This window comes from Flavobacterium maritimum (genome assembly GCF_040049085.1).
Classification (GTDB): Bacteria; Bacteroidota; Bacteroidia; order Flavobacteriales; family Flavobacteriaceae; genus Flavobacterium; species Flavobacterium maritimum.
The window spans coordinates 260,190-286,655 of the sequence record NZ_JBDLZY010000005.1 but is presented as its reverse complement, the minus strand read 5'-3'; the positions used below and the strand labels follow the sequence as shown (position 1 = coordinate 286,655).

The following is a 26,466-nucleotide window of genomic DNA, read 5'->3' as shown; positions in this document are numbered from 1 at the left end:
AGTATTTTTTTGATTTCTGCTTCATTCCATATTATAGTTTAATTTGAATCGCTTTATTTTTCAAAGCGATTTTATAAGCACCTCTAATTTTTTCAAAAGGCAATTTTACATCCTTATCTACTCTTAAATAAGCATTAGGCGTATAAGCTGTTTTAGCATCTAAAGTAATTGTAATAGTGCCCGTTTTAGTATTGTAGCTTACCTTTTTAAAAGTTCCTGCGTCTAATGTCAGCCATACTTTTTTCGGCGCAATAAATATTTTAGATTTTGCAGCAGTTGTAATATCTACTTCAACCTCATCTCCTTTTTCTTTTAAATTACCTCCAAAAGCTAGCCAGCCGTACTCTTTTTCATTGGTAATAAAAGTAGCCGTATTGACAGCGTAACCAAAGAAACCAGAACCATAATCTCCTGATAAATAATCAATTCTCAAAGTTTCCGGATAAGAGTGAAAAGCTGCAGCTCCAAAACCATCTTCAGTAATATTTGAAATTCCACCCAACAATCCACCATAACCTACTTTTAGCAAATGAAAATCATCAGGAGTTTTTTTGAATTGCTCCAAAACCGGGATTGCATTTAAAGCCGAACCATAATGATGTATCTGACGCTCTACTCTAGATAATTTACCACCGTATAAAAAATCCCAATACCTGCGGGCGTTTCCGTTATAAGCCCAGTGCGGCATTGTGGGCATGTATGCTAGAATGGCATCCAGCGTGATTTTCGCTTTATCGGTATATCCAAAATAATCAGACCACATGTACACTTCTTCTTGACCAGTAGAATCCCAAGGCATTTCACTTCCGAAAGGATAATTTAATGTTCTCCAATGATCTGCTCTAACTTTCATTTTAGCTTCCAGATTATTGGCCATTTCTGTATATCCTTCGGTTTTTAAATCTTTTAAAATCAATAAAAAAACCGTTCCTTCCATTTGTCCAAACTGAGCATAATAGGGCGCTAATGTTGTCATGGCAATACTGGTTTCGTAAGCATTTTTTAAATACCAATCCCAGGCATGATTGGTAACCAAACCATCATGATATCTGGCCAAGCGATACATGGTCCAATAGGCAGCGGCAACGTGCGGATAATTATACGATCTTCCCGGATCATCAGCCCCTTTTTTGTCCCATGCTGCCCAGGTTTTGTAATTCACATCTTTGCTGTAGGTTCCTTCTGGCATTAAAGTTGGTTCATAATAAAACACACTTTTTTTAACTCCATACTTAAGCGTATCTGCTGTATTATATTGAATTCCTCCCCACAAAGTTTTATCAACAAACTGCTCTAACTTTTCTATTTCTTGTTTGTCAGGTTCTATGAGTTGCTTCATTATGGCACCTAACCATCCTCCTGCCCCACCTTCATCACTTAATCCACAAATCCAAGCGCGACTATCCTGAGTCACTTGTTTTTTAGTTTCATAATCATAGGAGATTACCGAAGGATTTCTATGAAAAGGATCATTTTTTTCATCAAACCATTGGGCTGTTGTCAAAAAATGTCCAAAATCAGACACCACATTTGTTTCTGATTTTATTACTTTATAATTGATTGTTTGCTGTAATCCATCCTCATAAACTACCGTTAATCTCGCTCTTCCCCATTTTTTTCCATGGACAGCGTACTGAAAATATCCATTTTTGTTTTTTGATTGTTCCTCTACTGTCAAAGCTCCTTCTGGTTCTACTTTAAAAGATTTTACTGCTTTTTTATATTTCAAAAAAAGCTGTCCATCAACATCCTGAGGCAAAACGTAACCCGGAACTCCCACTGCAACAGGACGCTCATTTTGAATTAAACTAGATTGAATATTTTCAATTTGGTCAACCAATACAAACTTCAATGAAAAACTTTTAGCCTCTCCGGGTTGAAGTACTAATGAAGTTGGCGTATTCCATTGCTCAGCAGTTTTCCATTCCTGATCGGCATACGCTTTACTGAATGGCATCCATTCATGGAAACCTTCAAAAACAATACTTCTTGGGGTGTCATCATCCAATAGTGGACGATAGGCTTCAAAAGGCATATTCTCTTCTGGAAGTAATAACAATGCCGGTCCATGACCACTTAATCGTTTCACTTCAAGATAACCTGCATCTTTACCAATATAAGGATCAAAGAACACATTGTGAAGATGTGTTTCATCTAATGTTTTTCCTTCCAAAATGTTATTAAAAACCATCGGAATACCCAATGCACCAATTTCTTGGGCGGCATTCGATTTGTTTGTAATTTCAAAACGCAAGATTAAATTCCCTGCTTTTTCTTCATAAAAACGTTTTATCGATACAGGAATATCTGTCGCTAATGTGTTCGAAAGATCGGCTGCCGCCAAAACATTTCCGGAAACATTCAAAGCGGTAATAGATGCTCTTTGGGTAGCTGTAGAATAACTTTTCCAACTTCCGTCTGCTGCTTTAATTCGAAGATTGATATCTCCCAATTGGTAAAGACCGTCTTTATCTCGAATAGAAAGTCGCTCTCCTGGCGTAAAATCGAAAGTTTTATCTGTAAGAGGAGACAAAGCCGCTACAGTTTGAGATGATTTCAATAATTTTAGTTCAAAAGATTTTGTACTCAAATTGATAAATCCTTTTTCTACTTCAAGCGTTGATTTTTTCGCTTTAATTTTATCCCAATATTCTTGTGCCTGAAGGTTATTTGAAGCCATTGCGCAACAAATCATTAAAGCTAAAAGTTGTATTTTTTTCATATTCTTATTGTTTTTCAAGATCTAAACAGACTCTATTTAACCTCTTTGTTATACTTTTTTAAATGATAAAATCTAAACTATCTTAATTATTTGAAATCTGTGGAAAACTTCCAATTCGTTTTATATTCTTCAGAAATTGTCTGGTCTTCCAATAAAACCCGAAGCATTTCTACAGGCATTATATTCTCTTTTAACACGCGATCATGAAACTGTTTTTCAGTCCAACCTTTCGCCAGTAATTCATTCCGCAAAGCATAAAATTGTAATCCGCCTGTCATGTAGGCTACCTGATACAAAGGAGCATCTCCACTGGCAAAGGAACGCCTTACTTCGGCTTCGGCATTGGCATATTCATGACCGACGTCATTGACCAACAAATCGATGCATTGTTGCGGACTCATTTGACCTAAATGATATTTTAATGAAAAAATAATTCGGGCACATCGGTGTATCCTCCAAAATAACATACCTAACTTTTGTTCCGGTGTTTGCGGAAATTGTTTGTTCCAAAGATTAATTTCCCAATATAAAGCCCATCCCTCCATCCAGAAAGGTGTTTCAAAAGGAGCGCGATACGACTTATAACGGCTGTTCATAAAGAATTGCAAATTATGACCCGGTAATAGTTCGTGCTGAACGGTAGCTCGAGAAAAGTTTGGGTTATTACCTCGCATACTCATTAGCTTATCGCTTTGGTCCATTTCTTCGGTAGGATATGAAATACTAATTTCCCATCCTCCTGTGAAAAACGGATTTACCTTTTGACGTTCCGGCGTCATCATAATCATTTGCCAGGTTTCTTTTGCTAAATCAGGCATAGTGATTAAATCTCTTTGTTCAATAAAATTTACCGATTGAGCATATAAATCATTAATTGTCTGCGGTTGTTCACCTGCCGGTACATAAGTATTCTTAACATGTTCCAATGCAGCTTTCCAATCCTTACCATACCCCAACTCTGTAGAAGCCTTGATCATTTCTTTTTTACACCATTCAAATTGATTTTGGGCTGCAGCAATAAGTTCCTCGGGTGCATACGGAATATATTCAAACGATAGACTTTTGATTACAGCATCTCTTCCAATGGGTTTTCCAATAATACCGCTACCATCATCTTTTACACTTGTTTTCGAATAATTTGTCCTTAGAAATTCCCCATAAACCTTTAATTTATCGGACAAACTTTTATACGGTTTTTCCATCCACCAGGTAAATTCGGGATCATAACTGTAATAAAAACCATAAGCTTCTTTTAATGATTTCTCAAAAGAAATGATCACTTTTGCTGCTTTTTCTGCCGCAAACCAATCTTTAAAAGGTTTCGTTTTAAGCAGCTCCATTTTCTTATCAATACTAATTCCTGCCACATCAAAAGCTTTGGCTAATTGATCTGAAACTGGCCGTTTTCCTCTTCTTCTTTCCTTAATAAAAAGACTAATATCATCTGAAAAATCAACCACAGAAGCCACTTCTTTATACGCTTTGTACTCTATCTGCAAAAAATAATCTTCTTTGCTAATCAGGTTTTTTAATAACAAATAATCTACTTTTCCATCTTTGGATAAATTTTTAAAATCGATATCTTTTACTGTTTTTTCCCAATCATCATAAAACTTAGAAAATCGCAGATAATATTCTTCTGACTCATTATTAGTATAAAAATTTTGTAAGGCAGTTTTATCTGCCTGATAGGTATTCACTACATCTATAAGCTCGCTGGAAAACAGGGGCGTTCCCATAAATAAAAATAAAATAAAGCTTAGAATTGATTTTTTCATACTATTGGTTTGGTGATTCTTAATGCTTTAATCTCAACTATTTCAGTGTCACATCCAGATAAACTGAATGACGCCCATAGGTTTCATAAAAAGGTTTGAAAACAACTCCGTCGATATTAAATTGCAACTTCTTAGGGTCCCCCTCTATTGATTTGCCGATATCTTTTACGTCTAAAGTTACTTTACACCACTCTTTTCGTGGTTCAGATTCCTGAGCGGCCAACAATACAGGTCCATAAAATAAACTGGCGATATTTTGCTGATCCATCACGGGTTCTAAATGAAATTGAAATGGCATACGCAACTCAATTATATCCCCGTCTTTCCATTTACGGTTTAAAGTAAGATAGCTTCCTGGTTGTGCCTTCACTTTTTCTTTCTTTCCATTTATCGTTACAAAAAATCCTTTGGTTGCCCAATGTGGTACACGTACATTAAGATCAAATTTCCCATTGCCTTTGATCGCTAATCGAGTATGATCTTCATTTGGAAAAGAAGTCGTTTGCTCTATAGTCACATTCTTTTCGGTCCATTTTAATGTGGATGGCACATAAAGATTTACATACAACGCATTATTATCCGCACTTTTAAAATAAATTGAATTCTGAAATTTTGTATTACTCTCAATAGCCGTACCGTTGCAGCAAGTAAAGCCCGTCATATGTGCATTTCCAAACTGTTTTACTGAACCCGGCCTTAACGGCACATGATACGTATTCGCGGGACTATTCTCTGCTACAGAAGCAAGGATGTGATTGTAAAGACCACGCTCGTAATAATCCATTAACTCCGCACGCTGATCGTAAAGAAAGAGGTCTCCGGTTAATTTAAGCATGTTATAAGTAGCACAAGTTTCGTTTTGTCCGCCAGATGAAAAGCCATTTTCATAAATAGTGGCTGGCTGGCTGATAAAACATTCTGCATTCGCTGGATTACGAGCTCCTGCAACTCCTCCGATGCTGTACATATAATCGTTTACCGTTTTATACCAAAAATTATCGGCTACACGGTAATATTCTGGGGTATCAGAATCGCGGTACATTTCGAGTGCTCCCATAATTTGGGGAATGTGCTGATTAGCATGCAATCCTCGGAACGTATCTACATTTTTTGCCAGCCCGTGTGAATGATTTGCATCGCCATAAAATACTTTGATGTTGTCGAATAATTGCGCGACTTCTAGATAATGAGGATCTTTTGTGATTCTGTAAAGTCTTGCCATAGCTTCATTCATTCCTCCAAATTCTCCGGCAATATATCGGTTCCACATACTGATAAGTGTCTCCGTTGGTAACTTTTTCATACGGGCATAAACCCAATCTCCCATGCCTTTTGCCGTTTCAAGCGCTTTTTCATTGCCACTGACTTCGTAAACATCCATCAAACCGGCAAGAATTTTATGCAACGTATAATATGGTGCCCAAATTTGAGTTTTCTGCCCTCCGTAAGTTGCTCCGTTTTCTAACATAATAAATTGATCTGGCGGATAAGCACTAATAAATCCTTTTCCCCAATTCCAATAATCCGTACGAATACCTTCTGGACTCAAATCGGAATCATAGGCTGTTTTGCCAGGACCAAAGGGAACAGCAGTTGGATCTGACACAAATTTTCCTCCTGCTGTTTTTGGTTTGCCCGAAAGCTGAGATAATTGGTACAAAGTATTTACCATATAATCCATTTTATTGGCAAAATTAGCCTGAAGCGTTTTGTCATAACTTGTACTCGCATACGCCTGAGCAATTGCAGTCAGGTAATGTCCTGTAGCATGACCGCGCAATTTGGTTTCCTGCGTATCCCACACACCAAGTGGTTCTGCTTCTTTTGGTTGTTCTTGTCCAAAGGCATTACGAAACATATATAGGAAAGAATCCGGATCTGTTGTCGCAAGTGTAGTTAAGAACTTATCGCGATTCTCTATAAATTTGGTTTGATTTCCGTTAAGATCAGTATTTAATGCAACCTGATCCAATTTGAAAACTTCCAGTTTACGGTCTGGTGTAGCAGCTTCTTTAGCTTCTTTTACAGTTACGATGGCTTTTGGTTTTAAATCTGTACCAGAAATAGTTCCGGTTACCGTATATTGACCACTTTTAAGGACTTGGCTATTGTCTTTTGGCGAAGGCCAAATCACACGCACCTCAGGTCCTTCAATTCCATTTTTGTAAACACCTTTTATGTAACTTGGTAATCGTGGAAGTGACCCTACAACGGTTTCTACTTTAACATCTGAAACATTCATGAGGAATGCATTATAAAGCTGCGGAGTTGTTTCAGAAAACTTTGGTAAATCTGCTGTTTGTTCTTCTCCTGATTCCTCTTCTTCCTGACCTTCTTTCAAAGCATTATTGTAAATTCTGCTAATTTGTTTGTCCGTTAAAGGAACTCTGTAAATTCTGAAATCGTGCAATTTTGCATTCAAATAAATGTTTTCATCTGCAAGCGATTTTCCTATGTAAAGCCTGTTTTTTTCAGCCGAGTTATAATCGAATAATTTTGCCAAATCCAGTTCTGCATTCTTGGTTTCGCTCACGATTACACCATTCATGTACGTACTGATCAATTTTGAAGGAATATTAATAACCACGGCTACATGATTCCATTTACCCGTTTCTAAAGCCGCTGATTTTGTTTTGTATTTTACGCCGGTTTCTGTAATAACTTCCGTCTGAACCCCATCTTCCTTTTCTGTTCCTGTCGGAGCAAAAAACAAATGGGAATTGATGTTTTTTCCAAAATCAAAAAATCGTTGCCCTTTTTGTGTAGAACGTAAATAAATCCATCCTGAAATACTTAGTGATTCTTCTCCTATCAATCCATCACCAGGAATTGAGACAAAAGCTTTACTGTCTGCCGGCAAAGAAAGTACGGTACCAAACTGTTCGTCATTTACGAACTTGGCTTTGACATCCTGAATTTTACCGTGCAAATTATTTCGCGACCAATCTTTTGCATCGCCATCAAATACATAGCGAGCAATTAATCCTGTTTCACCAATTCCGTCTAAAATCTGATCACCGTTTTGTGCGTGTAAAGTTGTGGTACATGATGCCCAAAAACTCACTACGGCACAAATAAATAACTGATATTTTTTCATCATTAATTGTTTTTCTTCTGATTTACAAAACCTCTATTTTTTCTATTCTCTTTTTTGGGTTTTTCTAATTATAAATTTCTTCCCAAGTTGGCGGTGTAACACCTAATAAATGTTGAACAAAATAGTCTCTGCGTTTTCGTTCTCCAAAATCACCTCCGGCAGAATGTCCCATTCCTGGAATCGTAATTAATTCAAAATTTTTATTAGCTTTAATCAATGCGTTAGCAAATTGCATGGTCGATGCCGGATCAACATTATCATCAACTTCTCCAACAATTAACATTAAATTCCCTTTTAACTGTGCCGCATTGGCTACATTGGAGCAAGCCTCATATTCTAATCCTATCGGATATCCCATCCATTGTTCGTTCCACCACATTTTATCCATACGATTATCATGACAACCGCAAGAAGCTACAGCCACATCATAAAAATCTGAGTTAAAAACTAATGCTGCCCCTGCGTTTTGTCCTCCTGCCGATGTACCGTGAATCCCCACTTTATCAATATTCATATAAGGATATTTAGCTGCAGCGGCTTTCATCCAAAGTTTTCTATCGGGGAAACCTCCATCTTTTAAATTTTTCCAGCATATATCATGGAAAGCTTTAGATCGGTTTGAAGTCCCCATACCATCAATTTGCACTACGATGAATCCTAATTCTGCCAAAGATGACATTGCCCAGTAGTATGGTTGAAAGTTTTTTGGAACAAATGAATCTTGCGGTCCCGCATAAATATATTCGATGACCGGATAACTGCGTTTAGGGTCAAAAGTAGTCGGACGAACTATAACACCCCAAATATCTGTTTTTCCGTCTCTCCCCTTTGCAGTAAAAACTTCTGGGGCAATCCATCCAATTTTCTTTAATTCCGAAATATCCGCTTGTTGTAATGTTAAAATTGCTCTTTGATTATCCACGCCTTTTAAAACTGAAACAGGAGCCATGTCAACTCTCGAATATTGATCTACGTAGTATTTATAATCTGGTGAAAAAGTCACTTTATGATTTCCGTTCTCTGAGGTGAATCGCTTGAAATTTTTTCCATTAAAATCTACTCTGCAATAATGTAGCAAATAAGGATCCTGATCACTATCTAAACCACTTGCCGTAAAATAAATTTGTCGCTGCTCTTCATCAACTTTTATGATTTCTCTTATAGGCCAATTTCCTTTAGTAATTTGATTTTTTACTTTTCCCGTAACCGCATCGTATAAATACAAATGATTCCAACCATCCCTTTCTGAGGCCCAAATGATTTCTTTACTTTTTTTAGCATCGTATCGGAATCTTTTACCACTATACTCAACAAATGTTGGGCTGGTTTCTTCTATCAAAACCTTTACTTTTCCATCAGTGGCATTTACTTCCAAAACTCTATACACCTGATGTCCCCTTTGATTGTATTCAAAAGTAAAACCACTGCTATCGTCTTTCCATTCTATGCCCGAAATATCATATTGATTCTGAAATAAATCGGTCTCGACAGGCGTTTGCTTTTTTGAAGCAATTGAAAACAACTGTGGACTTTTGAATGGCAATTGGTCTCCTGGTTTTAAATAATCGCGGTTCTGTAATTTGGGCTGCAATTGATCCTTTGGACTTGATTCTACAAAATATATTTTATGCTCTTCACCCGGTCTGACTTTGTAAGCCATAATTTTTTGGCTATCTGGTGACCATTGCATATAAGAGGAATAATAAAATCCTTTTGATCCATCATAACTCAACTGAATTTCTTTTTTTGTTTTTGAGTTTTGCATATAAAGATTATAATTCTTTATGTACGCAATATTAAGTGAGTCTGGAGAGCCTACAGGCTTATTTCCTAACTCATCAAAATTACCTCCCCAATAGTCCTCTTTTTTTACTGGCTTTTTATACCCGCCTTTTATCTTATTAAGCTGATACGTATTTAAATCACAAGAAATTTTAAGACTGTCCGTTGTAAATACAAACTCTGATAACTCCTGATTAAATTCTAAATTATCAATAGGGAGTTCGTTTGCGGATATTTCTTTTCCTAACTCTTTAGAAAGAGATGCTGCCAAACGACTATGATCAAACGCAAGAGATTGTTTACCTTGTTTTGAATCAACCAAAAAATATTCCTTCCCTTCTCTGGCATTATTAACATACCATAGCAGCTCTTTTCCAATCCAATGAAACTCTTTAGGAGAATTAATCACCTTATTCTTGAATAGCGAATCTACGGCATTTGCCTTTTTGTAATCCTCCAAAGTGCCTTGAGCTGAACTCAAATAACACATCAAAAGTGTTAAAATAACACTTATTTTTTTACTAGTTGTCCCCATAATTTAAATATTAATAAAAGTATTTAAATTCCATTGATGCCTATTAGCTAATATTAACTAATACTAATATTATATTACCCCAAGATAACCCCAAGGGATTAAAACATGGTTATTTTAAGCTAGAACTTTATTAGTTACTATAATTTGATGCCTAATTATTCCGAACTAGAAATATCTTCAAAAAAAAGAATCACTCCTTCTCTTTTATGAAGTAGTAAACTGGTATTCCTAATAACATTATCAATACTCCCCAACCGCAGGTAGAAAATTTGGTAAATAAGAGCGATACAGATACCGCAGAAGCTACTATAATATACACGAATGGCAAGTATGGATAACCAAACGCTTTATATGGTCTTTCTAATTCTGGCTTTTCTCTACGAAGAATAAAAATACCATAGATGGTGAGAATGTAAAAAATAAGCACAATGATAATAACAAAATCAAGTAAATCACCATATTTACCCGTTAGACATAAAACCGAAGCCCAAAGACATTGTGCCCAAAGAGCCCAGGAAGGGACACTGAATTCATTAAGATGTGCCGCTTTTTTAAAGAACAAACCGTCTTTTGCCATCGTATAATAGACTCTTGCACCAGCCATAATCAATCCATTATTGCAGGCAAATGTCGAAATCATGATCATTATGGCTATAATTAGAGTTCCAATATCACCAAAAATATATTGGGAAGCAACAACTGCAACCCTATCTGATTTTGCTGTAGCAATTTCGTTTAAGGGGACAACCGCAACATACATTATATTGGTCAGTACATAAATCAGTGTTACAATCAATGTCCCCAGAAACATACTCAATCCAACATTTCGTTTTGGATTTTTAATTTCGCCGGCAATAAAAGTAACCCCGGTCCAAGAATCACTCGAGAATAAAGTTCCTACCATAGCAGCCGAAATACCAGAAATCAAAGCTGTTCCTCCAATAGGCAACCAAGAACCTGTATCTGTATCTAAGGTTTTTGGAATCCAGGTATTGGTCCAATTGGCATTCCAAATATCAGCTTTGGCAGCCAGAATAAATCCAAAAATAATTAATCCGGAAATGGATGCGATTTTTATAACAGTAAGAATGGTTTGCAAAAGCTTGCTGTTTTTAACGCCACGTGTATTTAAATAGGTAAGAAAAATGATGGTAACAATGGAAACGATTTGGGCAACATTGAGTTTAAAATTCCCCATTTCAAAAAAAATATTCTCATCGCTGACAGCAGGAATTAGATAGGCGGTAAACTTTGAAAAAGCTACCCCAACAGCCGCAATTGTACCCGTTTGTATTACTGCAAAAAAACTCCACCCATATAAAAAGGCAATTAATTTATTATAGGCTTCTTTAAGATATACATATTGCCCTCCGGCTTTTGGAAACATAGCACTGAGTTCCCCATAACTAACTGCAGCAATCATTGTGATAATTCCCGAAATAAGCCAAATTAGTATCAGCCAACCTGTTGAACCCACCTGCCGGGCAATATCAGCACTTACAATAAATATTCCCGACCCAATCATCGAGCCCACAACCAGCATAGTTCCGTCGAAAAGCCCTAGTTCTTTTTTAAATTCTTCCGTATTGTTTTCTTCCATTTTGGTTTGTTTAGTTTTGTTTTATTATAAAAAAGTTATTTAAAAAATTTGTCGTCCCTAACCATACAAAAGTCATTCTTTACGACAGAACGGCGGCTTAGTAAATTTCTTCCTTGAAATTGGAATTTTTATTTTTCTTGCCAAACTAGTTCTGTTTGACTTTTTATTTATTGTGAATTATTAGATAAAAATCCAACTTTTATTGAATTAAACACAACCAATTTAACATTTACACTACAAATTTTACGAGTATTCTTTAACTTTTGTAAACTTATATCAAACTGAAATTAAAATAAATGTCAATATTACCACATACTAAGATTATTTTACCCCATTTACTTGATAAGCAGTAAAACCAAAATATTACAATAAATCATACAGGATATTTTAAACATCAATGATTTTTAACAGTATTATATTACCACATACTATTGCTTTTTACCATTTTTTTGATAATATTTACATACTTTAAAAAAGCACCCTTGAAAGTTTTACCTTTTAAAATACCAAAATCTGAAAAAGAAGCTCTTATTTACCAAGAAGATAGAGAGCCCGTTTTTTATGACCAACTTCATGAACATGAAGAAATTCAAATCAGCTTGATTGTAAAAGGTCGTGGTTCATTAATTGTTGGAGATTCTATCAATGACTATAAAGAAAATGATATTTTAGTGATTGGCGAAAACATACCGCATGTTTTCAGAAGTGACCTGAGAGCCTCTCCAGAATCAGAAATGTTTACCCTGTTTTTCACAAAAACATCTTTTGGAAAGGACTTCTTTAATCTTACGGATATGAGCAATATTCATGATTTCTTTAAAGACTCTGAATATGGAATGAAAATTTTATCCAATCAAAAAAAAATCACCAATCATTTTAATAAATTAAAGCAACAAAACAAGATTCAACGTATTGCTACTTTTTTTAAAATTATAAATCTAATTATTCATTCAGAGACGTCGCCCCTATCCTCTTTTGTTTATAGAAAAAAATACACCAATGACGAGGGTAAAAGAATGAGTGCAGTGTTTGAGCATGCTATCGAGTTTTTTCATCAACCGATTACTTTGGAAGAAGTTGCAGAAAAAGCCAATATGAGTAAAAATGCTTTTTGTCGCTATTTTAAAAAACGAACTAACAAGACCTTTTTTCAATTTTTAATTGAAGTACGTATCGAGAATGCCTGTAAATTATTAAACAATAATAAAGACCTCTCCATTTCTTCTATATCAGAACTTTGTGGATTTCAGGACATTGCGAATTTCAATCGAAAATTCAAGGAACTAAAAGGAGTTTCTCCCTCCACGTACCGCTCACAATTCTAATACATTTTTTAAAAATGAAAAATCGACTTCCTAATGTCTAATTGTAATTGACTTCCTTGCTGTTTTTCAAATAATTTATAATTCTTTTTGGTAAATTTTTCACTTTCAGCATCCGAATTAATCGGACTTAAATCTATCTGAAGTGCCCCATGTTCCAGATATTTTTTGTAATCAATGTCTTTTACCGTATCAACATATTCTTTGATTTCATCCATTGGTTTTCCTGAAATTTTTTCGCAAACTGACCAAAATTCTGAATTAGTAAACCCTCTGCCTTCTTTTAAATAATATTGATTGTACAAAAATCGCATCACATCATCCAGAGATTTTTGATTCATGGTTGCATTTCTGATTTCTAAATCTAACAGAAAACCTATAATTGGCCCTTTGTCATAATAGGAAATAGTTGTTTGCTTGGCATTACTGTCATTATTGAAAAAATTCAACCAGATATCAAAACTTGATTGCGCAAGTGACATGTGCTTGTGCCCTTCACTATTTTCATATCTTTTTATCGATTCACTTAAATAATTCAAAGCTTCATGTCCATCCAGCAGACCAGCTTTCATCATTATTACATACTCATAATAGACCGTCAATCCCTCAGAAACCCAAAGCATGTCTGTATAATTTTCTTTATTATAATCAAAAGGCCCTAACGCTACCGGTCTTATCGCTTTTACATTGTATAAATGAAAATATTCATGTGTAATAAAATTTAAAAAATCAGTATATTCTTCTTTTGTTTTAAAATTAAATGATCCGTTGGTAAAAACCGCCTGAGAATTCCAATGTTCCAATCCTCCGCCTCCCGCTTCCATCATTATGAAACTATAATAATCGTATGGGATGTCTTTCATTATGGAAGTTGTTGTACCAATAATCTTTTTTAAATCAGTAACAAATTTCGTTTCCTCTAAACCCTGCGGAGTTGCAATAGCCAAACCATATGATTTGCCTTCATGTTGAAAATCTATCGTCAGTTGATTTCCAATATAAACCGGACTATCATACAGCACGTCAAAATTATTGGCAGAAAAAGTATTCGTCCCCTCTTTTATCCTTTTCAATCCTGTTGAAATTTTATTCCATTTTTTATAAGGATTAAAAGTCACTTGTACAGGATTATTTATTTGGTTTTCGATATGCATAAAAACATTGTTAGGCATAATAAATGCTTTTTCACTGTCAACATAGGATTCGGCAACCGATTTTCGATTAGCAAAAAAACGGTAACTAATTGTAATCTTTTTTTGGTTTCCATTTTCAACTACCCAAGCATTTTTTGATTTTTTATGCCAAGCTAATTTATTTCCATCGCCATCAATTACATCAAAATCCACAATATACTTTGGATTATCTAAAATCAAATAATACCCTGGTGACCATACCGGAAGTATAAAATTGGTTTGAGTGGTAGCTATCCCTTCACATTCTAAACGAACATCCAGATAATGTGACTCCGGTTCCTCCATCGAAACAGTATAATCCATTTTGACCGCATGATGAGAGGCTATTTCTGCATTACTCTTGCAAGATAGCAGTAATTGAAACACCAATATGCTTGCAAATAATCCTATTTTAAACCCTAATTTTCGTTTCATAATTACTTTATTAAATAGCTTACCCGCAAACTTGAATTGTACTATAAAAGTGAGCAGGTAAGCATCATTCAAAATATTTATTTTTGAGCTTGATGTTATTTTAGACTCGTATTTGTCAGCTTTATTTTATACGTAAAATTTTCATCATTACTACTGTCATCATCCCAAACATGGTTGATATGTTCCGTTGGCGCGCCCGTTACCACTAGCCAAAATTCTTTTAAATCATCTGTAGCAGTAAACGAAACAGTAGCTTTTGAATCACGTTTCATTTCACCATAAACAGCTTTACCATCTGTTTTTACAGCTACAAATCCAAAACGCCATCCCGCTATAGACTTCCACTTATTATCAATTCCTTCAAATGCAATTGAAACGGTGGTACCAACTTTTGGCACCTCAAGTTCTATCGCATTGTAACCATAACTTTGAGGGATTTGATCTGCGGAAATCTCATAATAGTTATCCGCCGAAAGAATCAATTTTGTTTTATGTCTGTATTCTTCTTGCTGAGATTTTGGCAGTGAATTAATAAAACCAGTATTATGAGCGCCGAGTGGATAATCCCAGCTTATATTCCTGCAAGCGTATTCAAAGACTTCGTCATTCAACTGATCTTGGGTTATGTTTGTGATTCGTTTATAAACCTGCAAAGGATGCTCTGCGTTTACCCCTTCTTTCCAGAGCTTTCCCAAAAATTCTGTTCCGTGCTTTTGTTTCCAATATTCCATAAGATAAATCGATTCGTATCTTATATCTTCATGCGAAAAGTTTTTATAAGTATTTTTTAGAAAAAAAGGCAAATCCCTAACTTTATCATCAGGATATAACTGCCATGACATATATTGTGCGCACTGTTCCCAAAAGGTTCCTACATAATTTTGATCTCGAAAACCATAACTTCCATCACATTTTACCTGATATTGAAATGTGTGTCCAAATTCATGTGCTATTACATGACTCAGCGAACTCACAGTTGTAGACGGATTAACCCACAAAGCACCAATAACATCATCATAACCTGACCCTGTTGCCAGCCATTCATCTTGATAAATCAACATGACAATCATTCGATACTTGTCTGTATTCGAATTCCCTTTATTTACAAATTTCATCTCATCGCAGTAATAAGTATAAAATTTCTCCGCTTTCGTAAGGAGTTCTTCGATATTAATTCTCATACTTTCCTTTTGGGCAGTTGCCGGATTAGACCCAAAACCTTCTTCCCAAAAAACAATAATATTGTCGGAGGAAGCACTTCTTTGGTAACACCATTTACTGCTTTTTGAATCAAAATTATTATTTTGCAATTCTTTCGGCACATAAATTTGCTTTCCGCCGACGGGTTCTTTTCCAAAAACGTAAGGGAAATTTGCTGGAGGAGTTATCACCTCATTATTCTTAGGCATGGAAGCACTTTCTGAACAAGAAAAAAGAAGAAAAGCAAACAATAGCAAAATACAATTTTTCATATTATTCTCTTTTTTAGACTAGGATCCATCTCTATTTTTTTGAAAGGACAACCATCAAAACGCCATGCGCGGGTATGCTTTTCACTAGTTTACTTTCGGTATTCCCAATGGACTTATGTTCCCAAACATCTCTTACATCGTAAGCTTGTTTTCTGATATTTACCTCTTCAACAAAATACATGGTCTGTTTTTTCCAGTCATAATTTAAGTTCCATACAGTGTTAGTACGATTTAAAAAACAAACAGCAACCTTTCCGTCTGCCAATGGTTTTGCCCAAATTTCATATTCCCCCATATCCATAAATCTACGTGCTTGCTGCCCCTTTGCATCTTGATTAACAGCAATAACCTCTTTATTCATTAAGATTTGTGCCGTAACAGGATCTAAATCTCGAAGATCATTTCCTGCCATTAAAGGAGAAGCTAACATTGACCACATTGAAAAATGGGTTTTATTTTCGTCAAAAGTCATTCCGCCATTCCCTACTTCTAACATATCAGGGTCATTCCAGTGTCCCGGGCCGGCATATTTCCACAAGTCAGCTTGTTTGTCTATAATGTCTAAAATCCCTAATCCTCCCCAGTCAAAAGTACATTGGTAACAGTCTCTGATATCAGCCGTAGTACGCCATAAGTGACCTATTCCTTCTCCCCATTCCCAAGGTTTACTTCCGCCCCATTCACAAATTGAAAACACCATTGGTCTCCCACTCTCTTTTAATGCATCACTCATGGTTTTATATGCTGATTTTGCGTCTTGACCTTCATCAAAACACCAGTCGTATTTTAAGTAATCCACACCCCATTCCGCATATTTTTTGGCATCTTGAAACTGATACCCTCTACTACCGGGTCTCGATTGACAGGTTTTGGAACCGGCACAAGAATAAATACCAAATTTCAATCCTTTGCTATGGATATAATCCCCCAAAGCTTTCATTCCTGATGGGAAACGTTCTGGATCAGCAATTATATTACCTGAATTATCTCTCCCAATTTGCCAACAATCATCAATTACTATATAGTTGTATCCGGCATCACGCATGCCACTTTTCACCATCGCATCGGCCATTCCCATTATCAGTTTTTCGCTTACATCACAGCCAAATTTATTCCAGCTATTCCAGCCCATCGGTGGCGTTTTGGCCAAATCAGTAAATTCTTGGGAATAAGTAAATATAGACTGAGCCAGTAACAGGGCTATTAAAAATTTCTTTTTCATTTTCTTTATTTTTAGTACACGTTAAAAAAAAAGCCATCCCAAAAAATTAGGGACGGCTTCTCCACACACTTACAAGTAACCTAGTAAAACAACCGTAAATATTTTTATAATCATTTAAAAATTAATTGAAAGCAATTCGCAACACAAAACGAACTAGATCTCACATTACGAATTGCTTTAATTTAAAGGAACAACTAATACCCTGGATTTTGAACCAAATTATGATTGGCATCCATTTGACTTTGAGGAATAGGGAATAAAATTCTAAAATCTCCATTAGGTTTATGTGAGAACCATGATTTTTTAGTATAAACTCCAAAACGAATCAAATCCTGTTTTCTATGATGCTCTCCAACAAATTCCCAAGCCAACTCGTCAAGCAATCCACCATACTGAATGTCCGCCCCACCTTCAAATTTGGTTATTGTACCATAAGAGTACTCCCCATATTTATAGGTGCTTCCTCCCATTAATTTAGCTCCTGTAACGACCGCTTTCGTTGGATTTGTTTTGAAATTTCGGGCTCTTACCTCACTTACAATAGTTGCCGCTTCGGCTGCATTTCCGGTTCTTAACAAACACTCTGCTTTTATCATTAAAGCATCCCCATATCTGAAAAATGGAACATCATTAGAACTGTTAACAGAAGTTCCTGAACCTATCTCATATTTTACTAAGCGATATCCTTCATTATACTCGGTACCATTAACCTCTGACATATAATTAATATAATTCAATTGTGTCCCGTCTTCCAATAACAACGGAGCGCCTGATTTAGTGTATTGCAATCCTCCTAACCAGCAATCCTTTAACCTGGCATCATCAACATCATAAGTATCAATAAATTGAGGAATAGCTCCGCTTCCTCCCCAAGGAGAATCTTGCATGCCAAATGTAGCTCGGCTTGCCGGGTAAAGTGTTTTAAATGGATAATAAGACCCCCCTGTATATTTTTCATCAAACGGAATTGACAAAATTTCTTCCGGCGAACCTTCATTCTTGATGGCGAATGAATCCAGATAATTGGGTGCTAAACTAAATTTACCACTGTTAATAATATCATTTACTTCGCTTAAAGCTTCATTCCACTTTGGCGTTCCTAAATACACCTCAGCATTAAGGTATAACTTTGCCAAGGTCATTTTGGCTGCCCATTTGGTCACTTTACCATACGATGCGGTGCTGTTATCATCTCTTAAAGCAGGCATCGCTTCTGTAAGTTCCGTTTTTATAAAATCAAAAACTTCTTGGCTTGTACTCTGTTTAGGCAAATAACCAGGAGGATTTATAAAATTTGTCTCGATAGGTATGTTTCTAAAATTATCATATAAAATGTAATAATAAATTGCTCTCAAAGCTCTTAACTCCTTAATATAGACATCGGCATTTTCTAAATTTTTTAAATTCTCGATTTGATATATTGCCTTATTAATTTTAAAAACACCCTGATAACCATAATACCAACCAGCTTCTGCATGACTGACCGTTGGTCCCCAAGTATGTTGGTGCATCGTAATATAATAATCACCCCAACCTATTCCATTTCTAAATGGTGTTACAATTAAGTCTGAAGACTCCTCGCTAATATCAAATTGACCATCCCAATCCCAGTAAATATTTCTAAATGCTGTATAAGCTGGCGCTATAATATTGGCAATATCTGCCGAAGTAAAAACTGTTCCTTCGGCTGTAACATTACTATAAACAGTCTCATCTAAATCTGTACATGCTGCACAGGAAAACACAAGGCTTAATAGCGCTATTTTATATTTTCTATTTAACTTTTTCATCTTTTTTTATTTAAAAGTTTACATTAATTCCCAAAGTAAATGTTCTTGTAGTCGGATACTTGTCACGACTATCGTTACCGGCAGTCAAACCATTTCCTCCTGCTATTTCAGGATCTATACCTTTATAATTTGTAAAAGTTGCCAAATTTGCACCCGATGCATATACTCTGGCCGAATTAACAAACTTTAATTTTTTTACATCCAGATTATAACCAAAGGTTACATTATCCAGTTTCACATAATCTCCATCTTCGATGTAATAACTAACATAAGTTTGCGAGTAATTCAATTTTGCTTTTCCATAAACTAAATCTTGAGATGAGTCTAACATGTTGTAATTAATGGTCGGATTTTCATAAAACATACGTTGGTAATTCAGAATTTGAAAACCAAAAGCTCCCACTAGAACCACACCTAAATCAAATTGTTTATATTTAAATGTATTCGTCCATCCTGCATTAAATTTCGGGATTCCATTTCCTAAATATTGTTTATTATCATCATTGTATAATGTTTCATTTAGTGTTTTTCTAGTACCGTCTTTGGTCTCAATTATCCATTTTCCATCATCTGTAATATCTACCGTTTTAAGTCCCCAAAAATTACCTATTGACTGTCCCACTTCTAATCGATGTGTTGAAAACGAAATAGGGTCACCCGTATTTCCAACGTTTATGTAATTCCCTTCGATTTCATACAAATCATTAGAAAGGCTGGTAAGCTCATTTTCATTGTGAGAAAATGTCATACTTGAATCCCACTCAAAATCTTTCACTCTAACAGGAACAGTATTTAATAAGATTTCAATCCCCTTATTTTCCATTTTACCAACATTCGCAGTTATAACACCATATAAATAAGGAGGAACAGGAACATTATAATCCCACAACATATCTTTAGTTTTTTTATGATACACGTCTACACTACCGCTTATGCGATGATCTAAAAGTGAAAAATCGACCCCTAAATTGATTTCTTGTGATTTTTCCCAACGTAAATCAGGATTTGGATTACTGGCAGGCACTAAACCTTGTACCCATGCGCCATTATTATAAAAATAGCCTTCATAGTTTAATAAGGTTTGAGACATATAAGAAGAATTCGGAATGATTCCGGTCTCACCATATCCTGCACGCAATTTTAAATTATTTACAACCGAAACATCTTTTAAGAAAGATTCATTACTAATTGTCCATCCTCCAGAAACTGATGGAAAAGTTCCCCATTGATAATTGTCTCCAAATCTAGAAGACCCTTCCCTTCTAACACTAGCCAACAAATGGTATTTATTATCAAAAGAATAACTACCTCTTCCAAAAAAACCAATTAACTTATTGTCTTCTTTATAACTGTCCATAAAAGCTTTTCCGTCTAAAAGAGCTTGACCTTCTTCTAAATTATTATACGAAAAAGCATCTGTTGGAAAATTATAATTGTAAGCATATCCTCCTTGAGACATATTGTATTGATAACTATATCCACCTAAGACAGAAAAATTGTGTTTATCAAATGTTTTAGCATATTTTGAAGTAAATTCCAATATATCTAAGTCTTCTCTGCTATCTGATCTGGAAGCCACACCATTTTTTCCTTGAACCGTATTAGAATAATGCTTTTTAGTTTCGTAATAACCACTCAAACCAGAGTTTTTTACAGATGATAAACGCAAATCGGTATCCCAACCTGGTAATAAGGTCAATGTTAATCCAGCTGATAATCTTGTATTGTCAGCCTCATTCATTCGGTCAGTCTCATAAATGGAAGCCACCGGATTAGAATATTGAAATCTACTGGTTTGTGTCCAATCTCCATTATCGTCTTGTGGTCTTGCCGTAGGATTTCTAATTAAAGCCTGTCTGTAAACATTAGTATCAAATCCTCCTGATTGTTGTGTTCCTCTCACTACATTAAGATTGAATTTTAATTTATCATCAAACATATAATGATTTACATCAAAAGAGACCCTAAGTTCTTTGGTATAGGAACCTAAAAATACTCCTTCTTGATTTCCGTAATTAACATTGGCAATATAGTTTGATTTTGCACTACCACCTTTCATGTTAATATTATGGTTGATATTCAAGCCGCCTCTTGAAATTTCATCAAGCCAGTCTGTGTCATATCCTTCATCTATAAAAGGCATCTTTACATTATCGGCAAGCAATTTTCTGTATTGCGATGCGTCTAAAAAATTTGCTTCTTTACCAAAATCTGACATGGCAGTATAACCCGTATACGACAAAGTTGTTGGCACATCACGCCCCACCGTTTTTGTTGTTATCAAAATAACTCCATTGGCCCCTCGTGTACCATAAATTGCAGCTGCGGATGCATCCTTAAGTACATCAATGGAAGCGATGTCATTGGGCGCCACACTATCAAATGATCCTGGAATTCCATTAATTAAAACTAACGGAGTCGTACCCCCTTGTAAAGAAGATATTCCACGCAAAGAAACAGTAGGAGTCGCCAAAGGATCTCCCGATCCGTTAGAAATAGTTAAACCTGCAACCTTCCCTTTAATAAGTTCCGAAGCATCTCGAACAGCCCCTTGTGTAAAATCTTTTTCTTTTATAGTTGCAATGGCACTGGTCACTTGTCCCTTCTTTTGTGTTCCGTAACCAATAACAACAACTTCAGACAATTCACTTACCTCCGATTCTAAAATTGCGTTTATTGTACTTTGACCACTTACCTTAACTTCTTTTGTTTTTAACCCAACGTATGAAAAAATTAATGTGGGGTTTGTTCCTTTGATGTTGATTTCGAAAGTTCCGTCAAAATCAGAGATTACTGAATTATTGGTTTGCTTTTCAAGTACAGATACTCCGGGTATCGGAATATTATTAATATCTTTAATTGTACCTTTTATCTTCTGTTGGGAAAATGAAGTACAAACTACAAACAGAAAGAGTATCGTAGAGACCACTTTCTTCTTCAAAAGAAAGTTCTCTATAATCCCAAAGCTTTGTGTGATTAGTCTCATAATTTAACATTTTGGTTAATAATTTTGATTAGTGTTTTATTTACACTTACAAATCTATGTTAAATCGGAGTTCACAAAAATGCTAATATTACCACATGATAGTACTATATTACCCTTTTTTTAACATAATTAACATTTTTAATGTCAAGATATTCCTGTACGGCAAAAAAAATGTTTAAATAGTAAACTAAGGGTACTGTTTTTCACTGGTTCGTCAACCTTTACTATTTACGATGGGCTATTTCATTTAATAGTAGCAAAAATTTGAGTCATTTACGACTCTAACAACTAGGAGTAATGAGTTGAATTTATTAGAAAGAAATATTGGCTGTCTGGCAAGACGCGTTTGAAATAGAGTAATACATTTTAAATTTGGTCATAACCACAATCCCAATAGCTATCCGAAAATCTATTAAAGGAGAAAAATAAAGGATGTTATTTCAGTTCTTCTCGCAATCCAGTCTTCAATCCAATCTTTATGTATAATCCGCAGCTTTCTTATTTAGGATTTTTTCTGAACACTATAAGCCCTATAAGCTCATGTAAGTTAGATTTTCAATTTAAAAAGCTTTGAATAGTTATTTTGACAGGATGACTTTTTACACAAACGGCAGTTTTAATCATAGACCAAAAAAAAAAGCTTCTCAAATTGAGAAGCTTTTCGGTGCGGATAATAGGACTCGAACCTACACGCCTTGCGGCACCAGATCCTAAGTCTGGCATGTCTACCAATTTCACCATATCCGCGAAATTGTGAGTGCAAATATAAACATATCTTCTAACTTTCAAAGCAATTTATGCAAAAAATATTCATACTCTTTTTTGTACTTTTGAAACCATAAAAAAAATACCCAATATGGAAAATATAAAATCATACGTTCAACAACACAAAGATCGGTTTATCAATGAATTAATAGAATTATTGAAAATTCCATCCGTAAGTGCAGACACTGCTTACTCTCAAGATGTTTTTGATACAGCCGATGCTGTAAAGGCCAGTTTGGAGCAAGCAGGTTGTGAATTTGTTGAAATTTGTGACACACCAGGCTACCCAATTGTCTACGGTGAAAAAATAATTGACCCTAATTTACCCACTGTTCTGGTTTACGGACATTATGATGTGCAACCACCAGATCCAATGGAATTATGGACTTCTCCTCCATTTGAACCTGTTATCAAAAAAACCGAAATCCATCCCGAAGGTGCCATTTTTGCCCGCGGATCCTGTGATGACAAAGGCCAAATGTACATGCATGTAAAAGCATTGGAGTACATGGTACAATCGAATACTTTGCCTTGTAACGTAAAATTTATGATTGAAGGCGAAGAAGAAATTGGTTCCAAAAGTTTGAGCTGGTTTGTAGAACGCAATCAGGAAAAACTAAAAAATGATGTGATTTTGATTTCGGATACCGGAATGATCTCCAATCAACAGCCTTCTATCACCACCGGACTTCGCGGTTTGAGTTATGTAGAGGTTGAAGTTACCGGACCTAATCGTGACTTGCATTCCGGTTTGTACGGAGGCGCTGTAGCTAATCCCATAAATGTTTTAGCCAAAATGATTGCCTCCCTTCACGACGAAAACAACCACATTACCATTCCGGGTTTCTATGATAAAGTAGAAGAATTATCTCTGGAAGAAAGAGCCGAAATGGCCAAAGCTCCTTTCAATTTAGAAAAATATAAAAAAGCACTAGACCTAAATGATGTGTACGGTGAAAAAGGATATGTGACCAACGAAAGAAATTCTATCCGACCAACACTGGATGTCAACGGAATCTGGGGAGGTTACACTGGTGAAGGCGCCAAAACCGTGATTGCCAGCAAAGCTTTTGCTAAAATCTCTATGCGTTTGGTTCCTAATCAAGATTGGGAAGAAATCACCGAATTGTTTACCAAACATTTCATCAGCATTGCTCCCGCAGGAGTTACTGTAAAAGTAAAACCACATCATGGCGGACAAGGTTATGTGACCCCAATTGACAGCATCGGGTACAAAGCCGCCAACATGGCCTATACCGAAACCTTTGGAGTCCCTGCTATTCCGGTACGTTCCGGAGGAAGTATTCCTATCGTGGCTTTATTCGAAAAAGAACTGAAAAGCAAAACAATCCTGATGGGCTTTGGCTTAGACAGTGATGCCATTCACTCTCCAAACGAGCATTTCGGAATTTTCAATTATTTAAAAGGAATCGAAACCATTCCGTTATTTTATAAATATTTTGTAGAATTAAGCAAGTAGTTTTACTGCAAAAGCTAAGTCACAAAGAAAAATATCTAAAATCCGTTCAGCAATGAGCGGATTTTTTTTTTGGGCGTTCCCTACGGTCGGGTCATCCGCTGTATCTTTTGCTTCATTGCATTATGCAAAAGGATGCCGCTCCTACCCCTAACGCAACCTCCTGCTACACTAGATGTTTTATTTTTAAATTCCATCATAATATTCTTATATTTATAAAACTATTTCCTTCAGAAAATTTCAAACTATGCGGTATCTTTTCATTTCATTTGCATTCTTACTAGTAGTACTCGGTTGTAAAACAAATCCAATCAATCAAAAAATCGCTAAAAAAAGAGAAGGTCTTTGGATAGAAAACTATTCCATAGACAGCGCTCATTATAAATCGGTTGGAAAATACCATCAGGGAGATCCTGTAAAAAAATGGCGGTATTATCTGAATGGAAAACTCATCAAAAAAGAAAATTACAAACACAATGTTTGTCATACAACAACCTACCATAAAAACGGAAAAACCCAATCAAAGGGACAAACAAAAACAACCACAGACACGATACAAACCCATTGGTTTTATGATGGCGAATGGAAATTTTATAACGAAAAAGGTAAATTAATTGGAGTGAAAAAATACGAAGAAGGCAATTTACTTTCGGATATAGCTATAAAAAATTGAATTTCTCTTTCGGTTGTCGCAAAACACCCAAATACAAAACAATTTTTCCATTAAGCCAATGGCCAAAATCCGTTGTAATAGCTGTTGGCGGTTCGTTGATTTTCTTTCGCTCGTCGTCCCATTGCGCAATTGTCCGCAATAAAATAATTGTCGAGCCAAAAACAATTTCTGGACGAAAGTTGCTATTAGCCGATTGAAATAGTAGGCACGACAGCTCTCATTGGAAAATACTCGTACTTATTTATTTTTCCAGCAGGGTCGTTTGCGATGATGTCCTTTAGTTCTTGTTCATTGTCTACCGCTACAACTCCAAGTCCATAAATTCCTTTTGGGTCAATAACAGGTCCGAAAGCATAAACTTTACCTTGCTTCATTTTTTCTGTCCAATAAGCAACGTGCTGTCCCATAATTACTCTTTCAATGTCTGTCATTGTCATTGCAAAGTCAGGTCTTGAAGGGTTCAAATAAACTGCATAAAATTGTTTTTCCATAATGTCTGTTTTTAATTGTTTGTGTCTATAGTTACAATGACCCGCAACGTTCTCGGGCTTTGCTTACGGAGTACAAAACTGTCTGCCAGAAATGTTGAATAGAAGCATAAAACTCCAAGTTTGCACGTCAGTCCGGCTGACGCAAAACCCGTGTTAGCGGTTCGTTGTTGCTTTTTTGTCGTTTACATATTCCAAAATGTCACCTGGTTGGCAATCTAATGCTTTACAAATTGCTTCTAAGGTGCTAAAACGAATTGCTTTCGCCTTACCCGTCTTTAAGATAGAGAGGTTAGATAATGTCAAATCAACTCTTTCAGAAAGTTCATTCAGCGAAATTTTTCGTTTTGCCATCATCACATCTAAGTTTACAATGATTGGCATGGTTAAATTGTTAAGTCATTTTCAGATTTCATATCTATGGCATTCTGCAAGATTTTTTCAAATATTGCTGCAGCAGTTGCAACTACGATAGAAGCAAAAGTCGTCACTATGCAAATAGCAATAAAACCCGCAGGGTCATCCTCCTTATTATGGGATATCTTTATGTATAGTCCTGCCGTCACAATTAAAATACTTAATACAATTGCACAATACTTAATACTCTTTAAAGTTCCAACAGCATTAGTTGAGAATACTTTATTTTGTCCGATGTATCCTAGCAATTTGAACGTCTTATACAGCGCAAAGAAGAAAGGGATTGATGCTGCATATCCATACAAGATGAACGGATCAGAATAAATGCTGACCAAATCTAAGTTTACGGCTCTTCCCTCGGTTAAGGGAAGCCGAATCAAAATGGCAAGCGCCACAATGCCAATAAGCACGATTACTGCCTGAAGAAATATTGTTGAAATTCTTTTCATAATAATTCTAGATTTTTAGATTCTACTGCTGCAAATGTAATAATTATTTATTGATAAACAATAAATAATTATTGTTTATAGAAAACATTAGAAGAGTAATCTCTTTGTTTTATCAAACTGTTTTACAAATTCAGAACTTGACTTGTCAGAGTTAGGACTAGTTGGATTGTCAGCTGCAATGACCGCTAACGTTCTCGCACTATAGCGGGTTTGGAACTATATTAAGCGCTGTTTTCGGATTCCCCACCCGAGTCCCGATAATTATCGGGACGAACAGGCGAAGC

The 26,466-nt window shown here is 35.7% G+C and carries 16 protein-coding genes and 1 tRNA gene; 3 read left to right on the top strand and 14 right to left on the bottom strand.

Features of this window, described 5'->3' with window-relative positions:
• Positions 1–31 precede the first annotated feature (31 nt).
• The 5 genes from ABEB23_RS12560 to ABEB23_RS12540 all read right to left on the bottom strand — a co-directional run bounded on the left by ABEB23_RS12560 (position 32) and on the right by ABEB23_RS12540 (position 11,514).
• Positions 32–2,722 (bottom strand): DUF5695 domain-containing protein, encoded by a 2,691-nt coding sequence (locus tag ABEB23_RS12560; protein WP_348812948.1) that lies wholly within the window; start codon positions 2,720–2,722, stop codon positions 32–34.
• Positions 2,723–2,808: 86 nt separating this feature from the next.
• Positions 2,809–4,500, bottom strand: a complete 1,692-nt coding sequence (locus ABEB23_RS12555) for a DUF885 family protein (protein ID WP_348812947.1) — start codon at positions 4,498–4,500, stop codon at positions 2,809–2,811.
• Between the two features lie 37 nt (positions 4,501–4,537).
• A complete protein-coding gene (locus tag ABEB23_RS12550) occupies positions 4,538–7,600 on the bottom strand; it encodes a beta-L-arabinofuranosidase domain-containing protein (RefSeq protein WP_348812946.1) in 3,063 nt (1,020 codons plus the stop codon).
• Positions 7,601–7,661: 61 nt separating this feature from the next.
• Entirely contained in the window at positions 7,662–9,914 is a 2,253-nt protein-coding gene (locus ABEB23_RS12545) for a S9 family peptidase (protein WP_348812945.1), read from the bottom strand.
• A gap of 190 nt (positions 9,915–10,104) precedes the next feature.
• The gene (locus ABEB23_RS12540) at positions 10,105–11,514 is read right to left on the bottom strand and encodes an APC family permease (RefSeq protein ID WP_348812944.1); all 1,410 of its coding nucleotides are present in this window, start codon (positions 11,512–11,514) and stop codon (positions 10,105–10,107) included.
• Positions 11,515–11,996: 482 nt separating this feature from the next.
• Between ABEB23_RS12540 and ABEB23_RS12535 the strand changes: the two genes are divergently transcribed.
• Entirely contained in the window at positions 11,997–12,839 is an 843-nt protein-coding gene (locus tag ABEB23_RS12535) for an AraC family transcriptional regulator (protein ID WP_348812943.1), read from the top strand.
• 8 nt (positions 12,840–12,847) lie between these two features.
• On the opposite strand, the gene ABEB23_RS12530 is transcribed toward ABEB23_RS12535, so the two are convergent.
• The 6 genes from ABEB23_RS12530 to ABEB23_RS12505 all read right to left on the bottom strand — a co-directional run bounded on the left by ABEB23_RS12530 (position 12,848) and on the right by ABEB23_RS12505 (position 22,660).
• Complete coding sequence (locus ABEB23_RS12530) at positions 12,848–14,443, bottom strand: M61 family metallopeptidase (protein ID WP_348812942.1); 1,596 nt, start codon at positions 14,441–14,443, stop codon at positions 12,848–12,850.
• Between the two features lie 95 nt (positions 14,444–14,538).
• Positions 14,539–15,915, bottom strand: coding sequence for a DUF6055 domain-containing protein (locus ABEB23_RS12525; RefSeq protein WP_348812941.1), 1,377 nt, complete (start codon positions 15,913–15,915; stop codon positions 14,539–14,541).
• A gap of 31 nt (positions 15,916–15,946) precedes the next feature.
• Positions 15,947–17,137: a glycoside hydrolase family 27 protein gene (locus ABEB23_RS12520; protein ID WP_348812940.1), complete on the bottom strand. Its 1,191-nt coding sequence runs from the start codon at positions 17,135–17,137 to the stop codon at positions 15,947–15,949.
• 194 nt (positions 17,138–17,331) lie between these two features.
• Positions 17,332–18,927: a RagB/SusD family nutrient uptake outer membrane protein gene (locus ABEB23_RS12515; protein WP_348812939.1), complete on the bottom strand. Its 1,596-nt coding sequence runs from the start codon at positions 18,925–18,927 to the stop codon at positions 17,332–17,334.
• Positions 18,928–18,937: 10 nt separating this feature from the next.
• Positions 18,938–21,913 (bottom strand): SusC/RagA family TonB-linked outer membrane protein, encoded by a 2,976-nt coding sequence (locus tag ABEB23_RS12510; protein ID WP_348812938.1) that lies wholly within the window; start codon positions 21,911–21,913, stop codon positions 18,938–18,940.
• Positions 21,914–22,578: 665 nt separating this feature from the next.
• A tRNA-Leu gene (locus ABEB23_RS12505) sits at positions 22,579–22,660 on the bottom strand.
• Positions 22,661–22,769: 109 nt separating this feature from the next.
• On the opposite strand from ABEB23_RS12505, the gene ABEB23_RS12500 reads away from it, so the two are divergent.
• The gene (locus ABEB23_RS12500; protein WP_348812937.1) at positions 22,770–24,158 is read left to right on the top strand and encodes a dipeptidase; all 1,389 of its coding nucleotides are present in this window, start codon (positions 22,770–22,772) and stop codon (positions 24,156–24,158) included.
• Between the two features lie 244 nt (positions 24,159–24,402).
• Entirely contained in the window at positions 24,403–24,828 is a 426-nt protein-coding gene (locus ABEB23_RS12495; RefSeq protein WP_348812936.1) for a toxin-antitoxin system YwqK family antitoxin, read from the top strand.
• Positions 24,829–25,013: 185 nt separating this feature from the next.
• On the opposite strand, the gene ABEB23_RS12490 is transcribed toward ABEB23_RS12495, so the two are convergent.
• From ABEB23_RS12490 to ABEB23_RS12480, 3 genes are all read right to left on the bottom strand, one after another.
• Entirely contained in the window at positions 25,014–25,319 is a 306-nt protein-coding gene (locus tag ABEB23_RS12490) for a YciI family protein (RefSeq protein ID WP_348812935.1), read from the bottom strand.
• 153 nt (positions 25,320–25,472) lie between these two features.
• Positions 25,473–25,700: a helix-turn-helix domain-containing protein gene (locus tag ABEB23_RS12485; RefSeq protein WP_348812934.1), complete on the bottom strand. Its 228-nt coding sequence runs from the start codon at positions 25,698–25,700 to the stop codon at positions 25,473–25,475.
• Positions 25,701–25,702: 2 nt separating this feature from the next.
• A complete protein-coding gene (locus ABEB23_RS12480) occupies positions 25,703–26,182 on the bottom strand; it encodes a DUF2975 domain-containing protein (RefSeq protein ID WP_348812933.1) in 480 nt (159 codons plus the stop codon).
• Positions 26,183–26,466: the final 284 nt, after the last annotated feature.